The organism is Salinimicrobium sp. WS361 (assembly GCF_050750585.1).
Taxonomy (GTDB): domain Bacteria; phylum Bacteroidota; class Bacteroidia; order Flavobacteriales; family Flavobacteriaceae; genus Salinimicrobium.
Genome location: NZ_JBOJLM010000008.1, coordinates 67,190 through 86,203, shown reverse-complemented (window position 1 = coordinate 86,203; position 19,014 = coordinate 67,190). Strand labels below are relative to the sequence as shown.

The window sequence follows — 19,014 nt, the reverse complement described above, 5'->3', positions numbered from 1 at the left end:
CCATCCCGCACTATTGATGCTTTTATCTCATTTATAGCAGGAAATAGAGCATTAAGGATTATGCAATTGTGAATAGTAAAGTCTTGTGCTATGGTTCAATAATTTCACAATAATAGGTAAACGAATATTTTTAGTTTCCGAAATATTTCATTTCTTTTGTAAAGACAAATTTTTTCGTAGTTTTACTTGAATAGTTAAGTAGTTTACTTTATCACCCATCTTAAAATAGAATTTGTGAATATATATACCCAACAGGAAATCGAAGGCCAACCAGAATTGTGGCATTCAGTTCTAAATTTGATTCAGCAGAGATCGAAAGAAATAAAAGATTTTTTACAGCCTGTTATAGAAAAAAAGGAGTTGCAGATTATCTTATCTGGTGCCGGGTCTTCAGCTTTTATAGGGGAGGCAGCTCAGGGAATTGTTCAACGACAAACCGGTCGTACGACAAGAGCTGTTGCTACTACCGATATCGTAACTCATCCCGAATCCTTCTTATGCGCGGAAAAACCAACTTTACTTATTTCTTTCGCTCGTTCAGGGAATAGTCCTGAAAGTTTAGAGACACTAAAATTAGTAAATCATTTTTGCGAAGAGGCTTATCATCTGGTGATTACCTGTAATGAAGAAGGCGAACTGGCCCAATATGCATTGGCCCATCCAAAAAAAGCCTTTGCTTTTTTATTGCCTGAAGGTGCCAATGATAAAAGTTTGGCTATGACAGGAAGTTTTTCTTCCATGTTGCTTAGTGTCTTATTGATCTTTAGTGAAGAAAATATAGAGAAAAAGAAAGAGGTGATAGAATCTCTGGTAAGACAGGCGAAGAGAATTCTGGAGAAAAAGAAAGATTTTCATGAACTGGCTGCAGGGAATTATGAGCGTGTTGTATTTTTAGGTTCCGGCCCCCTCTTAGGAATTGCACGGGAATGTGGACTAAAACTTCAGGAGCTTTCTGACGGAATTTTTATTTGTAAGCACGATTCTTTCCTTGGATTTAGGCATGGCCCACGGGCTGTCACCAATGAAAAGACTCTAATGGTATATTTATTCTCCGCAAAGGATCACGTTTATAAGTATGAACTTGATTTGGCCAAATCTATAGCGGGGGATGAGAGAAATATAGCTTGCGTTACGCTGGGAAGACAGCGTGAACCTGTACTAAATCCACTATTGAACATTGACCTCGAGTTTAAAGGAGAAGAAGATTTCCATGTAGTGACAGCAGCCCTGGTGGGGCAATTATTAGGCTTATACAAATCCCTGGATCTTGGCCTGGACCCAGATAATCCTTCGAAATCTGGTGCTATAAGCCGGGTTGTGGAGGGTGTGGTGATCTATGACCAACCAAACAGCTTAAAGGCATGATACTAAGTATTTGTCCTAACCCTTCTATTGATACCTATGCCTGGCTAAATGTCTTTGAGGTAGGTGGGGTAAACCGTATAGAAAAAATAGAGGAATATCCGGGAGGCAAAGGAGTGCATGTGGCGTTGGCTCTTGCTGAACTGGGAAACTCATCAAAATTGATGGGAGTATGGGCAGGAGGTGCAGGAGATTGGATTAGAAAGGAGTGTTTGCAGAAAAAGGTTTTTGCAGTAGGTCTTGAGCTTGAAGGAAACAACAGGAAATGCTATACATTTCGATCCCATATACCTCATTTTAATAATTCTGAATTGTTAGAACCGGGCCCTGTGCTTACCTCTCAAAAATGGCATTCTTTTATGGGAATTTTTCAGGAGAGTATAGTCGATGCCGGAATTTTATGTATGGCTGGTTCCTGGCCGGTAAATGCGCCGGTAGATGCTTATTCGCAGCTTATTGAAGCAGGAAAAAGTAAAAATATACCTGCAATATTGGATTGTACTGGAATCCAGTTGGAGCAGGCCCTCAAAAAAGGCTTTTTTGGACTCCATTTAAATCAGGATGAAGCATTTAATTTATGCGGAAGTCAAAACATTCAGGATGTGCTCAAAGTTCTGAAGGGTAAAGTGGAGCTGGTTGCCTTGACCAAAGGGAAAGAAGGACTGGTGTTCGCTTATAAAAATCGAATTTTAGCTGCCAATGTAAAAATTGACAAAGTTGTAAGTACAGTAGGTAGTGGGGATTGTCTCACAGCAGGACTGGCACATGCCATTTCCAGGAATCTTAGTCTGGAAGAAATAGCGGCTTATGGCGTAGCATGTGGAGCGGCGAATTGCCTTTTTGAAGATCTTGGCCAATTAAAAATTAAAGATGTAAAAAGTCTTTTACAAAGAGTAGAAATAACAGAGTTGACACATGAAGCATAAAAAATTACTGGTCGTAGGCGAATTAAATATCGATTTAATCTTAAACAAGATCGAGGGGTTTCCCAGAATAGGCCATGAAATTATCGCTGAAGAAATGGATTTCACCCTTGGTAGCTCATCAGCCATTATGGCTTCCAATATTGCTACTATGGGCACCCTCACTTCCTTTTGCGGAAAAATTGGTGCTGATAGTTTTGGAGAGTTCGTACTCAGTGAACTTCAGAAAAAAAATGTCGATACCAATTTTATCAGTAAGTCTGTCACTCATAAAACCGGAATTACCATTGTCATGAACTATGATCAGGATAGGGCTAACGTGACCTATTGTGGGGCGATGGAAGACTTTACAATTCATGACATTCCATGGAAGTCATTAGATGAATTCGATCACTTTCACTTTTCAAATTATTTTCTTCAGAGAGGTATTAAACCAGACATTTTAGAAATTTTCAAAAAAGCTAAAGCCGCAGGACTTACGACTTCTCTTGATTTACAGGTAGATCCAGAGGATAAATGGGAATTTGATTACAAAGAAGTCTTGCCCTATGTTGATATTTTTTTTCCAAACCTGTCTGAATTGCTGAATCTTACCAAAAAAGACGACCTGGAGGCGGCAATTTCAGCCTTAAAACCTGAAGTAAATACTGTAGCTATTAAAATGGGGACTCAAGGATCCTTACTGATCTCGGGAGACGAGCGAATAATTGAAGATCCTTTTATCAATCGGAATTTTAAAGTCGCCATAGGTGCAGGTGATTCCTTCAATGCCGGATTCATTCATGAATATCTCAAGGGCTCTTCCTGGAAAACGTGTTTAAAAAATGGAAATCTTATGGGTTCATTAAATACAACCTGTGCAGGAGGTACCACGGCATTTACTACAGCTTCAGAAATAGCATTAAAAAAACAACAAATCGAGAATAAAGAACTTTAGTATGTATCTAAAAGAGAAATTACAGGAATTTACCACTCAAAAAAGAGGTTTACTGGCTACCAATTTTTACAATCTTGAAACGCTGCACGGGGTGCTGCAGGCCGCTGCAAATGTTGGGGAGCCAATAATACTTCAGCTTACCCAAAGCTCTATAGATTATATGGGTTTAGATACTGCCGTGAAACTTGGTAGAGCGGGCTTGAAGCAATTTGGAGTTGAAGGTTGGATTCACCTTGACCATGGTGGTTCTGTAGCGCTGGTGCAAAGTTGCCTTGATGCAGGTTTTGATTCTGTGATGATAGACGGTAGCGAACTTCCATTTGAAGAAAATATAAAAATTACTCGTGAAGTTGTCGAAAAGGCCAAAAGTTACGGGGCGCATGTAGAGGCAGAGCTCGGCTTTGTTGCCAAGTTGGGCCAGGAACGAGGGCAGCAGGGTTTCACTCAACCGGCAGAAGCGAAAGATTTTGTAGATGCTACCGGAGTAGATGCCCTTGCTATTGCTATTGGTACGGCCCACGGGTTTTACAAGGAAGAACCTAATTTAGATATAGAACTGCTATCAAGAATTGCAGAAAATACGGCAGCAACTTTAGTTTTGCACGGAAGCTCGGGAGTACCTCATGAACAGGTTCAAAGAGCTATTTCTAACGGTATTTGTAAAATTAATCTTGCCACCGAGATCAAAAATATTTTTATGAACACCTTAAAACAAAGGTTGGCAACTAATGAAGAAATCGATCTTAGAAAAGTTTTTCCTGTAGCTACACACGCTATCACTCAATTAGTTTCTGAAAAATTAGAAATGGTCAAAAACGCTTAAATCATTTTAAGCAATAAAGGAGGAGGAAGGGAGGATAAAAAAAAATAAATTCCAAAATCAATGGGGAATCTGAAGGTGTTTTAATCCCACAGGTTTACCATAAAAAATACAAGTATGCTAGAGAATTTTATAGATGCACATGTTCATTTAAACACACGTTCAACTGCTAAGATTGAATTAGCAAAAAGATGGAATGCCAGGTTATTATCCATTAATACTGATATTCCGTTTTTTGATAGCATAGAGGAGCAGGAAGCAGTGATTCATGATCTTCAAAAAGAGTATCCTCAGGGAATTAAATTCATCACTAGCTTTGATACGCAGTTTTGGAATACTGAAGACTGGTTGCCTCATGCCATGCAGCAGATAAAAAATGGTTTGGCTAATGGAGCAGCGGGTGTAAAAATCTGGAAGAACATCGGGATGGATAAGTCGGTGAAAGATAAGGATGGGAAATTTGTTATGGTTGATGATAAAAGATTTGATCCCATTTACGAATATCTTGCTAAAAATGACATTTTGCTTATTGGGCATCAGGGAGAACCCCGTAACTGCTGGTTGCCATTAGAAGAAATGACGGTTGACAGTGACCGAAATTATTTTGCTGATCACCCTGAATATCACATGTTCAAAAACCCCGACTATCCCTCTTATGAAGCACAAATGGAAGCCAGGGATAATGTGTTGATCAAGCACCCCAAATTGAAATATGTGGGGCTGCATCTTTTTAGCATGGAATACAGCCTGGACGAAGTTGCTAAACGCCTGGAAAGATTTCCCAACTCTAAAACCGATTTAGCCGAACGTATTTGTCATGTACAGCTACAGGCAATGGAAGATCCTGAAAAAGTAAAAAGATTTTTTCATCAAATACCAGGACAGGATTATATACGGAACCGATGTTATTGATGACGGTTCCATGAACGATGAGGAAATTAGTGCCCGGTTTGAAGGATTGTGGCAAGCCCACTGGGACTTTTTTGCCACTTCTAAAGAGCTTACTGCGCCAGAATTCGACGGAAGTTTTAAAGGTCTTGCGTTGCCACCTGAAGTTCTGGAAAAGATTTTCCGTGATAATGCCATCAAAACTTACGGTTTTCCTACATAAGAAAGAAAGGATTAATTATACCTTTTTAAAAGTTTTCTGTAAAATTTAGAATAAGGTGTTCTAAAGAAGAACTTTATTTCCTAGATTGACAGTAAATTACCGAAACTAAAAAAAGTGTAAGATTTTATTATTTTCGCAAAATCCTTTTGCTCTAAAAGAATTAATCGTAGAAATTATGAATAAAACAGCGTATCGCAGATCTCTTATATTAGAAAAACTTGATGATGCAGGTCAGGTGAATGTCACCGAATTAAGTCAGTTGCTCAACGTGAGTGAAGTAACTATTCGCAATGATCTGGATAAGCTAGAGAAGAATAAACTCTTAATAAGAGCTCATGGTGGTGCATTTAAAGCAAATAATATTGCTTTAAATGTTTCGGAAAAGAAAAAAATAAACCTCGATTATAAAAGACTTATAGGGAAAAAAGCGGTGAGTCTCATCAATGAAGATGAGAGTATAATTTTGGATTCGGGAACTACGACTTTCGAATTGTCAACTAATCTGAAAGATTTTGAGAACCTCACTGTAATAAGTAATGCTCTTGACATTGTAAATAATTTATCCCAATACAAAAATCTGGAGGTCTTTATGCCTGGCGGCTATTTAAAAGAATTCAGCATGTCTTTGGTGGGGCCCATGGCCGAGCGAAACTTCAGGCAGTTATATTGTAATAAACTCTTTCTTGGGGTAGACGGTATAAAGGAAAATTCAGGAATCTACACACATTATATGGAGGAAGCCTATCTCAACCAAATCATGATTGAGGTAGCCGAAGAAGTGATTGTAGTGGCCGATTCTTCCAAATTTAAAAAATCTGGACTTGCATTTATTTGTGGCTTTGATAAAATTGATAAAATAGTGACCGATGCAGGTATCGAGCCAGAGATGGAAGAAATTTTGAAAAAGAAAAATATCGAAGTAATTATAGCCCAATAAAGCCTCTCCCTTTAATTTTTTCTACTTTTACAGGAGTATGAAAAATTGTAATATAGTTGCAGAATAAGGGCTTCGCCAATACTGGCAACCCGGTTCCACCACATATATTACCGTCTTCAGCAATACCTAAGAAGTGGCGCTATACCTAAATGGAAACCTTGTTGAAAAAAAGAAACCAGAGCCATCTGCATTGTTAGATGTGTTGTGGTATCTCCCGTACCCTTTTTTAATTCCTGAAATTGTTCCGGGAGAATTAAAGGTGTTGGGTATATTCTCAAAACTACCATAGTATTGAAGCTACAGCAGAAGGTGTGGAGCCTATGACTATTACTTTGAAATAAACAATCATGAATAACTTAAGATTTATATTCTTCCTGGCCCTGAGTATCGCAGTGGCGAATCCGGTCGTGGCGCAGGGTGTCAAAAATGGCAAAAAAGGAGATGTTTTTGTAGATGATAGCGGAGTGATGCGCTGGGAGCATAATAAAGAAGAGGTGAAGGGATTTGGAGTGAATTATTCTGTGCCTTTTGCCCATGCTTTTCGCTCCGGGAAAAAAATGGATGTAGACTTAAAAAAGGCTATGCAGGAGGATGTTTATCATTTTTCACGTTTAGGTTTTGACCTGTACCGCATTCACATCTGGGATACCGAAATAAGTGATGCAGAGGGGAATCTCTTACAAAATGAGCATCTTGATCATTTTGATTTCCTTATCAACGAACTTAAGCAACGCGGAATCAATTTCGTACTCACGCCCATTGCCTACTGGGGCGGTGGCTGGCCGGAACCCGATACCAAAACTCCCGGATTTTCTCATAAATACGGAAAAGAGGGCAGCCTCATCCATCCTGAAGCCATTAAAGCCCAGGAAAATTACCTTGCCCAGTTCCTGGAACACGTAAATCCTTACACCGGCATTGCTTATAAAGACGAGCCCAATGTAATTGCTTTTGAAGTCAGCAATGAACCGCACCACAGGGAGAGTCCGGAGAAAGTGCAGGAGTTCATTGAGAAAATGATCGCTTCAATGAGATCAACGGGAACTAAAAAGCCCATTTTTTATAACGTTACTCACAGCATTCAGTTGGCAGAGACCTACGCCAAAGCGGGCATTGACGGTGGGACTTTCCAATGGTATCCCACCGGACTTGGCTTTGGGAAGGAACTGGAGGGGAATTTGCTGCCAAACGTGAACAATTACGAAATCCCTTTTGAGGATGTATGGGAGGAATATGGGCTGGCAAAACTGGTGTACGAATTTGATGCGGCCGATGTTATGAAAAGCTATATGTATCCTGCCATGGCAAGAAGTTTCAGGCAGGCCGGCATCCAGATAGGCACCCATTTCGCCTACGATCCCACCTTCATGGCACCCTATAACACCGAATATGACACTCACTACATGAACCTCGCTTACACGCCATCAAAAGCCCTGGCGTTGATGATTAGCGGTGAGATTTTTCGTGAGTTGCCTGTAAATGCCAGGTTAGGAACATATCCTGCTAATCTTATCGGAAGTTTCAGCATAAACTATGAGAAAGATCTTGCTGAAATGAATTCCGAAGAAAAATTTATTTACACCAATACCACCGGAAGTCAGCCGAAAAATTTTAAAAAACTGAAGCAAATAGCAGGAGTTGGAAGTTCTCCTGTCGTAAAATATGAGGGGAAAGGAGCTTACTTTCTTGATAAGCTCGAAAAAGGTGTCTGGAGGCTTGAAGTAATGCCCGATGCTATTTTGGTTGAAAATCCCTTCGGAAATAACAGCCTTGACAAAACCCTGGCAGTGATAAATCATGCGGAATGGGAGATGAAGGTCACACTTCCCGAACTTGGGGCTGATTTTTCCATTAATGGTCTTAATTCCGGAAATGAAGTTTCCAAAAATGCTACTGAAAACGGATTTTCTGTAAAACCGGGTACTTACATACTTGTCAAAAATGGCAAAAAAAGCAGGTCTTCCTACAAAGGCTGGAGCGAAGGTGATCTGACTGCTTTTGTAGCACCTAAAACTACGGTAGACAAGACCTATTTGGTCCACGAGGCTGTTCCTACGCTTACTGAAGGCCTACCGCATCAAATTTCGGCTACTGTGGTGTCAAATTCCCCTGTTGAGAAGGTGGAGGCGTGGTTTAGGAACGGAAATACTTATGAAAGTGTGCAACTTCAGCATAAAGAGCCATATGGTTATGGTGCGACAGTTCCAGAAAAGTTGCTCAAAAATGGCATTTTAGAGTACCGTATCATCGTTACAACTCCTGAAGGCACCAATACTTATCCGGGAGGGCAAAAAGGGAATCCGGGCGAATGGGATTTTGACCCTGATGAGCCTTACAAAATTCGTGTGGTAGAAACTGAATCACCGGTTTACCTTTTCAATGCTTCGGAAGACAGCGAGAATATCGTGGCCCGATGGCTGCCAACTATTAATACAGTGCCTGCTGCTCATCCCGGAGAGGCTGAATTCAGGGTGAATGTAGAAAACCTGTTTGAAGTAGACCCTGAAAACACTGAAGCTGATGCCGTCTATGATTATTCTTTCAGGTATAATTTTAACCGGAAGGTACAGGGTAGGGAAGAGGCTTTGGAGGATAAAAAGCACCTGATCTTTAAAGGGAAGTCTCTGAATGATAAACCGGTGAAACTGCAGGTAGCCCTGGTCATGGATAACGGCAGGTCTTTTGGGAAAGTTATTGATCTTCAACCTCAAATGCAGGAATATGAAATAGATCTTTCTGAACTTCAGCCGGTGAAAACGGTTACCCTGCCCAGGCCTTATCCTTCTTTTTTACCGCTTTACCTGGAACATGATATTCAGGAAGAATTTGACCTCGAAGATGCTGAAAGTCTGCAGTTCTCCATAGGACCTGATCTTTCTGAATCTGAACAGCAGGAACAGCATGGGGTGGGGATTATTTCTGTTCGACTGGAGTAATTTTAGTGTTCAGTGATCAGTGATCAGTGATCAGTGTTCAGAAAATTGCGCCACGAATTCACGAATGATTTTCAGGTTTCACTCGAAGATGTCCCCTCCTTCGGAGGGGTGGCTGCAGGCCGGGGTGGGGTTAAGGATATGCCGCTCCTCTGGAGCTCACTCTTTTCTTGTCGTTAGTGCTATAAATATATCGCTTCTCTGGAGCTTAGGTAGATCCAAATTACAAGCACAAAATACCATTTTTAAGTCCCCTCCTTCGGAGGGGTGGCTGCAGGTCGGGGTGGGTTGCGAAGGACATGTCACTCCTCTGGAGCTCTATTTTTTCTTTGTTGTTTTGTGCTATAAATATATCGCTCCTCTGGAGCTTAGGAAGATCCAAAATTACAAGCACAAAATACCATTTTTAAGTCCCCTCCTTCGGAGGGGTGGCCGCAGGTCGGGGTGGGCTGGGAAGAACATGTTGCTCCTCTGGAGCTCTATTTTTTCTTTGTTATTTGTACTATAAATATTCGCTCCTCTGGAGCTAAACTGGGTTTTAATCCAGTAATTCAAACACATAAGCGCACACCAAGTTCCAATAAATTTAATATCTCCCTCCCTTTGAGAGGCTTGGGGTGGGGTGAGTGATCATATATCGCTCCTCCGGAGGGGTGGCCGCAGGCCGGGGTGGGGTTAAGGATATGCCGCTCCTCTGGATCTCACTCTTTTCTTGTGGTTAGTGCTATAAATATATCGCTCCTCTGGAGCTAAACTGGGTTTTAATACAGTAATTCAAGAACATAAGCGCACACCAAATTCTAATAGATTTAATATCTCCCCTCCCTTTGGGAGGGTTGGGGTGGGATTAGAGTTCCTGCAGGCCGGGGATGGGTTGCGAAGGACATGTCGCTCCTCTGGAGCTCTATTTTTTCTTTGTTGTTTTGTACTATAAATATTTCGCTCCTCTGGAGCTAAACTGGGTTTTAATACAGTAATTCAAGCACATAAGCGCACACCAAATTCTAATAGATATAATATCTCCCTCCCTTTGGAAGGGCTGGGATGGGATTAGAGTTCCTGCAGGTCGGGGTGGGCTGGGAAGAACATGTCGCTCCTCTGGAGCTCTATTTTTTCTTTGTTATTTGTACTATAAATATATCGCTCCTCTGGAGCTAAACTGGGTTTTAATCCAGTAATTCAAACACATAAGCGCACACCAAGTTTCAATAAATTTAATATCTCCCTCCCTTTGGGAGGCTTGGGGCGGGGTGAGTGATCATATATCGCTCCTTCGGAGCTCAAAAGATTCTTAGCACAAAATTTCAATTTTTAAGTCCTCTCCCTCGGAGGGGTGGCCGCAGGTCGGGGTGGGAAGGGAAAGATATATCGCTCCTCCGGAGTTGAACTAGTTGCAGCAAAATAAATAAAACACCAATAAACAAGAACCAAATTCCAATTTTTGAGTAGAGAGTGGAGAGTGGAAAGAGGAGAGTCGGGGCTAAAGTTTGCAGTCGGGAGGAGCTGCTTTACCCAATAAAAAAGGCCGGTCAAAATTTGATCGGCCTTTCTAATTTATTTCCGAAGAAATTATTTCATGATCGAATAAACTGCGTAACCTTCTTCGGGCGCTTGTATTGTTACAACGCCACTTTCGGTGGTTAGTGCGGTATATTCGGTATTGCCCGTATAATCCATTACTCTTTTAGAACTCCAGGTAGTCTCCACCGTGTGAGATTTCCGACCATTAGTAGAGAGATAAAGAAGAAGCCCTGGATTGCCATCGGTTCCTTTACGATGCATGATGTATTCATCGTTATCGGCAAAAAGCACTTCTACTTCTCCAGTTGCAATAGTATTGTTGATAAGGATCAACTGGTTCAGCTTTTCCTGAAATTGTTCATTCTCATAATCTGAGTAGAAAATGGTAGGGTAACCGGGGTGCGTAAGTATAAAAGCATAGGCCATCATCTTATTTTCAGCCGCAATCCTGTTATCTTCATGAGTATCTTTTTCGGTATCGTGATTCGCAGTAAATGTGACCGCTTTATCGGGATAATTTTGCCACACCATATCGCGCGTCAGGTAGGTGAGATCGTCATAACGATCAAGAGCTTCTTCGAGTTTGTAAAAGGTGGAAAAATCGAAGACCGAGATGCCTGTTTCTTCAATATATTTCTCAAGTACAGCAGGATTTCCATCCCACAGTTCGGCAACTCCAAATCCGCCTACAGATTCCATCCAGTCTTTCACCACCCATGGGGAAAAGCCTTTGACAAAATCAAAGCGCCAACCGTCAAAACCTACGGTGTTCTTATAGTATTTGGCTACCGAATTGTCATTCAGCCACAGCCAGTCCTGTACATGTTGTACATCGTGATCAAGATCCTGACCAAGGAAATACCCGCTGTCATATTCGCTGGTGTTGTTTGGATGAAAATCTTCCCAGGTGCGGTTAAACATTCCTGAGGCATTGCCGTGAGCTTCATCAAAAAGCGTGTAAGTAGAATCCTGAACGTAAGGGTTCCATTCTTTACCTCCTCCCGAGTTATGGTTAAGAACGATATCGGCAATTACTTCAATTCCGTTGCTGTGAGCCGCGGCAATTAGATTGTCGAGTTCTTCTCTGGAACCAAAACGGGTTTCGGTTGTTTCATGCTGAAAGTATTCTCCCAGATCATAATAATCTGAAGGGTCATAACCCATAGAATAGCCACCAGACTGCCCTTTTGAAGCAGGCGGAAGCCAAATACGGTCTATCCCTGCATTCGCCCAATCGTCAACTTTTTCAGTTAAAAGATCCCACCATTCATGTCTTGGCTCTACATCCCAATAAAAGGCCTGCATCATAACTCCGGTGCCGTTGTCATAATCTGCCAGGTTTATTGGCTGCGCCTCAACAGGAGGCGGGGTTACCGGTTCGCTTCCCGGATCTGGCTCTCCCGAATCATCATCTGAGGAACATGCGCCCAAAATGAGGAGTGAAAAGAGAAAAGGATACAAAAATTTGTTTTTCATATTTCTGGAATTAAATAAAAAAGGCTGCGCCAGGCAGCCTTTTTTTGGGTTTCTATTTCCTATTCGGCTGCTTCCTGCTCAATAAACAGGTAGCGTCCGGTAACATCGTTAAACCACACATTGTAGGTTCCGGCTTTAGAGACAATGATGTCATCACCTGTAGCCAAACCACTTGGGAAGTTTACTCCGCCACCCCAGCTAACACTCCAATCCTGGTTAGCTCTGAATTTTATTCCAGCTTCAGAAAGGACCACATCTTCTGTGAACCAAATGTGAGGATTAAAGGCTGACTTGGTAAGCAGAATGTCTGGAGTTGGGTTGTCATCACCAGGCCATCCAACTGTAGTTCCTGCTCCTACCAAACCTATCATTTCATAAGTCTTTTTATCGGCAGCATCTGGAGCTGGCTCTAAAGTGTAAGTAAGATCTTTTGTATTAACCACAACTGTGTAATATCCTTCTGCAGGAATTGTAATTCCGGCAGGATCTGGATCAGCTTCTGTTTCGCGATATGTTAAAACTCCTTCTTCAGATGAGCCATACTGTGGTGCCCACCCGGTTGTTTCTACAAATTTTAGTGCTCCGGCATTCAATTTACCAGTGTAGTAGTAAATATTAGCATTCTCTGCATCACGGAATAGAGGAGTATTGTTATTGTCCGGGTTCCATCCTGCAGCAGTAGCGTCACCAACCATATATAGGTTAATATACTCAGGTTCTGTAGGTACAACAATAGTGAAAGACTCAACTTCAGAAATGTGGGCCATTTCACCTGCAGTTCCAGGAGAAGCAACTACTCTTACGTAGACTGTGGTCATATCATTTTCATCCAGTTCAGTTTCTGCAATAAGTTTAATAAGTTGCTGTGCTGTGATGTCCAGATTATTAATTGAAGTACTACCTAAGGTTTCAGGTTTTTCAAAACCTTCGGTAAGTGCTCCCTGTACCTCATAGTTAATATTGGTAGAAACTTCTAAATCTACTTCATTCCACACAAACCTATCTACAACATCTCCAGGTTCCATTTCTGTAAGATCGTAAGTGGATGCAAAAGTATTTGTAAAGTGGATTCCCTCTGCATCGGGATTTGCGATGAATACCACATCATCATCACTCGAACAGGCGTTGAAACCTACAAGAGCGACAAAAGCTAATAGTACTATTGATAATTTTTTCATTGTTCTCATTTTATAAATAAGGTTAATATCCTGGGTTTTGTGTTAAGTTTGTGTTTACTCCTAGATCTGAAGCCGGAATAGGGAATAAGTTCCTGTAGGCGGCAGTTGTTGTTCCCTGCGGAACATCGCCTTTCCATGCCCAAACTGCATTCTCGGTAAAACGGTTGAAACGTATTAAGTCGGTTCTTCTGTGAGCTTCCCAATATAATTCCCTTCCACGTTCGTTGATAAGGAAGTTGTTGTTGATTGCACTTGCCGTAATAAGACCGTTACCTTCTCCATAAGCTCTTTCTCTTAATTCATTGATGTAATCTACCGCCTGTGCCATGTTTGTGTTGCTTCTAAAAGCAGCTTCGGCATACATGAGGTAAACGTCTCCAAGTCTAAACAAAGGGAAATCTGTATCTACATGCTCTCCGGTAGCATCGCTACCCTGGTTTCCATTAACATCTACGTTCTTAAATTTACCTACGGCATAACCATCTGCGAAGTTGCTTATGGTATTGACTTCAAGATTTTGACCTTCGGTGTAGAACATTTCTCTTTCATCTGCAGAATTGGCTCCATCAGGAAATAGGCTCACAAATTCGGGAGTAGTTCTTAGACCTGCCCATCCGGAGTTCACTCCAAATTCTTCAGGATCCATATCACCACCAATAGATGCGTGGATAATAAAGGTAAGTCCGCCATACGAATTTGTGTTAAGACCATCAAACCTGATAGGGAAAATGATCTCGTTTTGCGCACCGTTAACATCATTGTCGGCAAGGAAAAGCTTTTCATAATCGTCTACAAGTGTGTATCCTGCATCTATAACTTTTTGGGTATAGGTAAGTACCTCACTATATCGTGGGGTACCAGTGTACACTTCGGCATTCAGGTAAAGTTTGGCTAATAGTGTCCAAACAGCAGCCTGGTCTGCACGGCCATACTCATTCTGGCCTGCGGCTACTACTTTACCTTCAATGTCAAGTAGTTCACTCTCAATGTAGTTGAATAGATCTGCTCTCTGGATTTGCTCCGGAAGAAAGGCCCCTACGGGACTGTCTTCGTTGATGAATGGAGGATTTCCATAAAGATCCATAGCATGATAGTAACTCAATGCTCTAAGGAATCTTGCCTCTGCTCTAAATTGCTGAACTTCGGCCATTTGAGATTCATCAATTCCATTGGCGCTTAAATTCGCATCGCTTGACTGGCGTATGTATTCGTTAGCCTGTGCAATTTGATACATAATCCTGGAGTACATGGTACGAATAAATTCGTTACCTGAAGTCCAGTTTTGTCCATGTAAGTCGGCAATAGTACCGTCATTCCAGCCTATTAAGGCTTCATCTGTAGGTAATTCCTGTAGCATCCAGTAGAGACGCAGGTACTGTGAAAATCCTTCGTCTAACCCTAAAAGGTCGGGATTCCCTGCAGGGCCTTCCTGCCCACTCACAGCAAGACCGGCATAAAGTTTAGCCAGGAACTGTTTATAAGCAGCCGAATCATTTAGCAGTTGACCCGGTACTTCCCTGTTGTCTTCGGGCTGTAGATCTAATTCACTCTCACAAGACCCCAGAATAGTAACGCTGAGGAAGATGAGAAAGAATGATTTTATTTTATTGTTCATATTCATAGTTTTTTAATTCTCTAAAAAGTAAGATTAAGACCTAAAGTATACGTTCTTGGTCGTGGATAGAAGTTGTTATCTATTCCGCCAGAGATCTCAGGGTCAAGACCGTCATAATCTGTAATGGTCAATACATTGGTTGCGGTTAAAGAAGCACGGAAGTCTACCTTTTCACCTGCAATTAAGTATCCAATAGACACGTTGTCAAGCTTCACAAAATCTGCACTTTGAACATAGTAATCTGAGAAGAATTGACTTTCATTGAAGTCTGTTTCCAGAACGTTTGAGTTAAAGTTTGAATAGTAAGGCTGTGGAGTAACAGTTCCCGCTCCTCTAAATCCGGTAGCAGACTGCATGTTGTTGTACATGTAACCTCCAAAACTTCCTCTCCAGGTAAAACTGAAGTCGAAATCCTTATAGTTGAAGTTACTGCTTAAGCCCATATAGAAGTCTGGGGAACCTTTTTTGTATGGTTGACGATCGCTTTCAGTAATGGTATTGTCTCCATTCACATCAACATATGCACCTTCAATTGGTTCTCCATTTGGATCATAAACCTGTCTGTAGACAAAGAAAGTAGTTGGGTCAATGCCTTTTTTCCAGATCTGGATCATGTTACCAACTCCTCCACTAATTTCTCCTTGTGGTATAAAGAAGTTTGGATCTTCTCCCAATGATAGTTTTGTAATTTCAAGATCCTGGAAGGTGATGTTGTAGTTAACAGACCAGTTCATCTTGTCTGACCGGATCAAATCTCCGTTCAGTCCAATTTCAAGACCTTTACTCACAGTTTCTCCTACGTTAGTGATCAATCTGTCAGAAAGGTTAGCACCGGCAGGAACTGGTACTTCCGCCAACAGGTTCTCGGTAGTTCTGTGGTAGGCATCTACACTACCTGATAAACGATCATTAAAGAGTCCGAAGTCAATTCCTACGTTATAGGTTTGTAATTCTTCCCATTGAAGATCTTTGTCATATTCTTCTGGTCTAAGGGTTTGATAGAAACGATCACCAAACTGGTAGCTGGCACCTCTTTCACTCGGTGTATAGATACCCATATAGCCATAGTTAGGACCAATCTCCTGGTTACCTGTTACCCCATATCCTGCTCTTAATTTTAATTCTGAAAGTACGCCTGAATCTTTAAGAAAGTCTTCATTGTTGACTTTCCAACCTAGAGAGACAGCAGGGAAGGAGCTCCATCGGTTATCTTCACTAAACCTGGAAGAACCGTCCATACGATAGCTACCTGAAATCAGGTACTTGTCGTCAATGTCAAAACTTGCTCTTGCAAAGTAAGATTCAAGGGCATTCCTGTCAATTGTGATTGGATTTAGCACCCAGTTTCCTTCTACGGCAGCATCGGTATATCTCTGCTGGCTGGAGATAAAGAACTCCTGGTAAGAATGTCCTACTGTGAAATCAAAAGCAGTGCTTAAAGATTCAACATAAGGCTTATAGTTGAAATAGAAATCCAGTAACTGGTTTCTGTTCATTCCCCAGTAAATCTCTTCATCGGCGATATCCTGAAGTACAACTGCAGAAGTTGTAGGGCGTATGTTAAAACCGTCATTTTCAGAATAATCAACTCCTGCATTTAAATTGAACTTTAGATCGTCAATTAATGGGATTCTATAATCTATGTTGAAGTTTGTGATCAAACGTTTGGTTTTCCCTTCATCTTCCCGTTGCAGTAAAAGTGCTACAGGATTTCGGGTAGCTTGTTGTAAAGCAACTCCTTTGTTGTTCGTCCACTCATAGAAACCTCCATAGCGACTGTTTTCATCATAAACAGGCTTGGTAGGATCAAAGTTTACTGCGGCACCAATAGCCCCTTCATCAGCAAAATCATTTTGGTCAATACTTCCCTTAGCGGTAAGTGTAAGTTTAAGATCATTGTCAAGAAGATCGTAATTGAACGCAGTGTTCAACGCATTTCTCTCATAAGCATCTGTTCTTAAGACCCCGGTTTGAGAAGTGTGGTTGAAGTTCACTCTGTAGTAAAAATTCTCAAGACCCTGTGAAACTGTAAGGTTGTGAATTGCACCTACCGAAGTCTGGTAGATCTCATCCTGCCAATCTGTACTGGCATCACCTAAAAGACCCACATCGGTACCAGGAGTAGTTTCAATGAGGTTTCTAAACTGCTCAGCGTTTAGAACATCAACTGTTTCTACTACTTCTCCAACAGAAGCTTTAAGGTCATACTCAAACTTAAGGTCTGAGTTCTTTTTACCTTTTTTAGTAGTGATAAGAATTACACCGTTAGAGGCCCGTGAACCGTAGATGGCAGTTGCCGAAGCATCTTTAAGTACTACGAAATCCTGGATCTCATTAGGGTTAATTGCGTTCAACTGGTTTCTTACACCCTGTACACCTCTTTGATCTAGAGGTACACCGTCAACCACTATAAGTGGTGAGTTGTTGGCTGATAAAGATGAACCACCACGAATTCTTATCTCGGTGCCCCCACCGGGCGCACCACTACCAGAGGTAATTTGAACCCCGGCCGATTTACCCTGAATCAACTGTTCAGGAGAGACAATGGCTCCCTGGTTAAAGTCTTCGGTGGAAATTTGTTGAACGGCACCGGTAGCATCCTGCCTTCGCGTGGAACCGTATCCAATTAGAACTACTTCTTCAAGTATAGCTGTATCGGGGGCAAGTTGTACGTTTATTGTTTCCTGCCCGGTAAAAGGAATTTGCTGGGGAGTAAATCCAATATATGATATCACTATCACGTCATCAAGATTCACCCCGTCAAGTGTGTATTCCCCGTCAAAATTTGTAGTGGTACCGGTTGTGGTACCTCTAATTACTATGTTAGCACCCGGAATGGGCATCCCGGTATCCCTTTCGGTAATAATACCGCTAACAGTGGATTGAGCAAAAAAGCTCATTGGCATCAATAACATGAGCAATGTGCTTTTAATAAATGTTCTCATAAATTTGCTTTGTTAGGTTTTACTTATTTTAACCCTATATTTCTACTTTCCGGGAATAAAAGTAGGTATTCTAAAAGGATCTACAGGTATTAAATAAAACCGCAAACCCCTCGAAAACGATTTCGTGTTGAAAACTTTATCATAATCATAATTTAACAGTAAAATATAATAGATTTGCCATTTTTAACTCGTCTCGAATTTTGATCCCCTAAATATGAAACCAAAACTTACCCTTAAGCAGATTGCTCGTGAACTTGACGTATCTGTCTCCACAGTCTCTAAAGCCTTACGCGACAGTCCCGAAATAAGTGACGATACGAGACAAAAAATACAGGCTTTTGCCAAACTCTATAACTATAAGCCTAATAATATAGCCTTAAGTCTAAAGAACCGAAGGACTAAGACCATTGGCTTGGTTTTGCCCGAAATAGTTCATGATTTCTTTGCTACTGTAATTAGTGGGGTTGAAGAGGTAGCCAACAAGCGGGGATATAACGTTCTCATCTGTTTATCAAACAATTCCTTTGATAGGGAGGTGATAAATATGGAGATGCTGGCTAACGGGAGTATAGATGGTTTTATTCTTTCTGTAGCCAAAGAGACTCAGCAAAAGGGAGATTATCACCATCTTGAAGAAGTTATTAATCAGGGAATGCCGGTGGTGATGGTAGACAGGGTGGTGAATGACATTATATGTGATAAGGTGATCATAGATGACAGCGACGGGGCCAGGGATGCTGTTCAACATCTTATTGATAATGGCTGCCGAAGAATTGCTCTTATCACTACGGTTGATTATATAAGCGTGGGTAAACTTCGAACTGAAGGCTACCTAAGAGCACTCCGCAATAATGACCTTACTGCTGAAGAAGATCTTATTCTGAAAATTGAAGATGTAGATAACAGTCATGAAGAGATCGCTCAATTCCTGAAAGACCGAAAATTTGACGGGGTATTTGCAGTTAATGAGCAATTTGCTACAAGTGCAGTTAAGGCCTTAAAAGATCAGGATCTATCTGTGCCTGAAGATGTGCTTGTTCTCAGCTTTTCTGACGGAGAACTCTCGCGCAGGTTTATTCCGACTTTGAGTACCGTAAACCAACATGGGGCCGAAATGGGTGCAAAAGCCGCCGATTTGCTTCTTGACAGGATCGAAAAAGCTACTACAGAAGAAAAATTCCAAACCACCATAGTGAAAACCAGTCTTATAGAACGGGAATCTACACAAAACAGAAAAATGCCGGCCGTTTAATATT

Annotated in this window: 13 protein-coding genes; 9 read left to right on the top strand and 4 right to left on the bottom strand. The window is 41.3% G+C overall.

Going from position 1 to position 19,014, the window contains the following annotated elements; all coding sequences use genetic code 11:
• The first annotated feature begins 234 nt into the window (after window positions 1–234).
• The 8 genes from ACQ93I_RS10085 (at window position 235) to ACQ93I_RS10050 (ending at window position 9,026) form a co-directional block, all read left to right on the top strand.
• Window positions 235–1,365, top strand: a complete 1,131-nt coding sequence (locus tag ACQ93I_RS10085) for an SIS domain-containing protein (protein ID WP_431698406.1) — start codon at window positions 235–237, stop codon at window positions 1,363–1,365.
• Window positions 1,362–2,288, top strand: a complete 927-nt coding sequence (locus tag ACQ93I_RS10080; protein ID WP_431698405.1) for a 1-phosphofructokinase family hexose kinase — start codon at window positions 1,362–1,364, stop codon at window positions 2,286–2,288. Before ACQ93I_RS10085 ends, ACQ93I_RS10080 begins: the two co-directional genes overlap by 4 nt.
• Window positions 2,278–3,222, top strand: coding sequence for a carbohydrate kinase family protein (locus tag ACQ93I_RS10075; RefSeq protein ID WP_431698404.1), 945 nt, complete (start codon window positions 2,278–2,280; stop codon window positions 3,220–3,222). The genes ACQ93I_RS10080 and ACQ93I_RS10075 overlap by 11 nt, the downstream gene beginning before the upstream one ends.
• Window position 3,223: 1 nt before the next feature.
• On the top strand, window positions 3,224–4,045 hold the full coding sequence (locus tag ACQ93I_RS10070; RefSeq protein ID WP_431698403.1) for a class II fructose-bisphosphate aldolase: 822 nt from the start codon (window positions 3,224–3,226) through the stop codon (window positions 4,043–4,045).
• A 114-nt stretch (window positions 4,046–4,159) separates the two neighbouring features.
• Window positions 4,160–4,954, top strand: a complete 795-nt coding sequence (locus tag ACQ93I_RS10065) for an amidohydrolase family protein (protein WP_431698402.1) — start codon at window positions 4,160–4,162, stop codon at window positions 4,952–4,954.
• A gap of 10 nt (window positions 4,955–4,964) precedes the next feature.
• Complete coding sequence (locus ACQ93I_RS10060; RefSeq protein ID WP_431698401.1) at window positions 4,965–5,153, top strand: hypothetical protein; 189 nt, start codon at window positions 4,965–4,967, stop codon at window positions 5,151–5,153.
• A 175-nt stretch (window positions 5,154–5,328) separates the two neighbouring features.
• Window positions 5,329–6,090 carry a transcriptional repressor AgaR gene (agaR, locus tag ACQ93I_RS10055; RefSeq protein WP_431698400.1) on the top strand — a complete coding sequence of 254 codons (762 nt, stop codon included), beginning with the start codon at window positions 5,329–5,331 and terminating at the stop codon, window positions 6,088–6,090.
• Window positions 6,091–6,437: 347 nt separating this feature from the next.
• Complete coding sequence (locus ACQ93I_RS10050; RefSeq protein WP_431698399.1) at window positions 6,438–9,026, top strand: cellulase family glycosylhydrolase; 2,589 nt, start codon at window positions 6,438–6,440, stop codon at window positions 9,024–9,026.
• A 1,566-nt stretch (window positions 9,027–10,592) separates the two neighbouring features.
• Here the strand turns inward: ACQ93I_RS10050 and ACQ93I_RS10045 are convergent.
• Genes ACQ93I_RS10045 through ACQ93I_RS10030 form a run of 4 tightly spaced genes read right to left on the bottom strand, consistent with a single transcriptional unit; the run spans window position 10,593 to window position 17,758 of the window.
• On the bottom strand, window positions 10,593–12,020 hold the full coding sequence (locus ACQ93I_RS10045; protein ID WP_431698398.1) for an alpha-amylase: 1,428 nt from the start codon (window positions 12,018–12,020) through the stop codon (window positions 10,593–10,595).
• 59 nt (window positions 12,021–12,079) lie between these two features.
• Entirely contained in the window at window positions 12,080–13,198 is a 1,119-nt protein-coding gene (locus ACQ93I_RS10040) for a SusF/SusE family outer membrane protein (RefSeq protein ID WP_431698397.1), read from the bottom strand.
• Between the two features lie 22 nt (window positions 13,199–13,220).
• On the bottom strand, window positions 13,221–14,813 hold the full coding sequence (locus ACQ93I_RS10035) for a RagB/SusD family nutrient uptake outer membrane protein (RefSeq protein WP_431698396.1): 1,593 nt from the start codon (window positions 14,811–14,813) through the stop codon (window positions 13,221–13,223).
• 20 nt (window positions 14,814–14,833) lie between these two features.
• Window positions 14,834–17,758, bottom strand: a complete 2,925-nt coding sequence (locus ACQ93I_RS10030; RefSeq protein ID WP_431698395.1) for a SusC/RagA family TonB-linked outer membrane protein — start codon at window positions 17,756–17,758, stop codon at window positions 14,834–14,836.
• Window positions 17,759–17,972: 214 nt separating this feature from the next.
• On the opposite strand from ACQ93I_RS10030, the gene ACQ93I_RS10025 reads away from it, so the two are divergent.
• Entirely contained in the window at window positions 17,973–19,010 is a 1,038-nt protein-coding gene (locus ACQ93I_RS10025; protein ID WP_431698394.1) for a LacI family DNA-binding transcriptional regulator, read from the top strand.
• Window positions 19,011–19,014: the final 4 nt, after the last annotated feature.

What these genes read in the sequence shown, in the direction of transcription:
- ACQ93I_RS10075 (WP_431698404.1), top strand. Translation starts at nt 2,278, where the DNA reads ATGAAGCATAAAAAATTACTGGTCGTAGGCGAATTAAATATCGATTTA.
- ACQ93I_RS10035 (WP_431698396.1), bottom strand. Translation starts at nt 14,813, where the DNA reads ATGAACAATAAAATAAAATCATTCTTTCTCATCTTCCTCAGCGTTACT.
- ACQ93I_RS10080 (WP_431698405.1), top strand. Translation starts at nt 1,362, where the DNA reads ATGATACTAAGTATTTGTCCTAACCCTTCTATTGATACCTATGCCTGG.
- ACQ93I_RS10070 (WP_431698403.1), top strand. Translation starts at nt 3,224, where the DNA reads ATGTATCTAAAAGAGAAATTACAGGAATTTACCACTCAAAAAAGAGGT.
- ACQ93I_RS10040 (WP_431698397.1), bottom strand. Translation starts at nt 13,198, where the DNA reads ATGAAAAAATTATCAATAGTACTATTAGCTTTTGTCGCTCTTGTAGGT.
- ACQ93I_RS10030 (WP_431698395.1), bottom strand. Translation starts at nt 17,758, where the DNA reads ATGAGAACATTTATTAAAAGCACATTGCTCATGTTATTGATGCCAATG.
- ACQ93I_RS10060 (WP_431698401.1), top strand. Translation starts at nt 4,965, where the DNA reads ATGAACGATGAGGAAATTAGTGCCCGGTTTGAAGGATTGTGGCAAGCC.
- ACQ93I_RS10050 (WP_431698399.1), top strand. Translation starts at nt 6,438, where the DNA reads ATGAATAACTTAAGATTTATATTCTTCCTGGCCCTGAGTATCGCAGTG.
- agaR (WP_431698400.1), top strand. Translation starts at nt 5,329, where the DNA reads ATGAATAAAACAGCGTATCGCAGATCTCTTATATTAGAAAAACTTGAT.
- ACQ93I_RS10045 (WP_431698398.1), bottom strand. Translation starts at nt 12,020, where the DNA reads ATGAAAAACAAATTTTTGTATCCTTTTCTCTTTTCACTCCTCATTTTG.
- ACQ93I_RS10025 (WP_431698394.1), top strand. Translation starts at nt 17,973, where the DNA reads ATGAAACCAAAACTTACCCTTAAGCAGATTGCTCGTGAACTTGACGTA.
- ACQ93I_RS10065 (WP_431698402.1), top strand. Translation starts at nt 4,160, where the DNA reads ATGCTAGAGAATTTTATAGATGCACATGTTCATTTAAACACACGTTCA.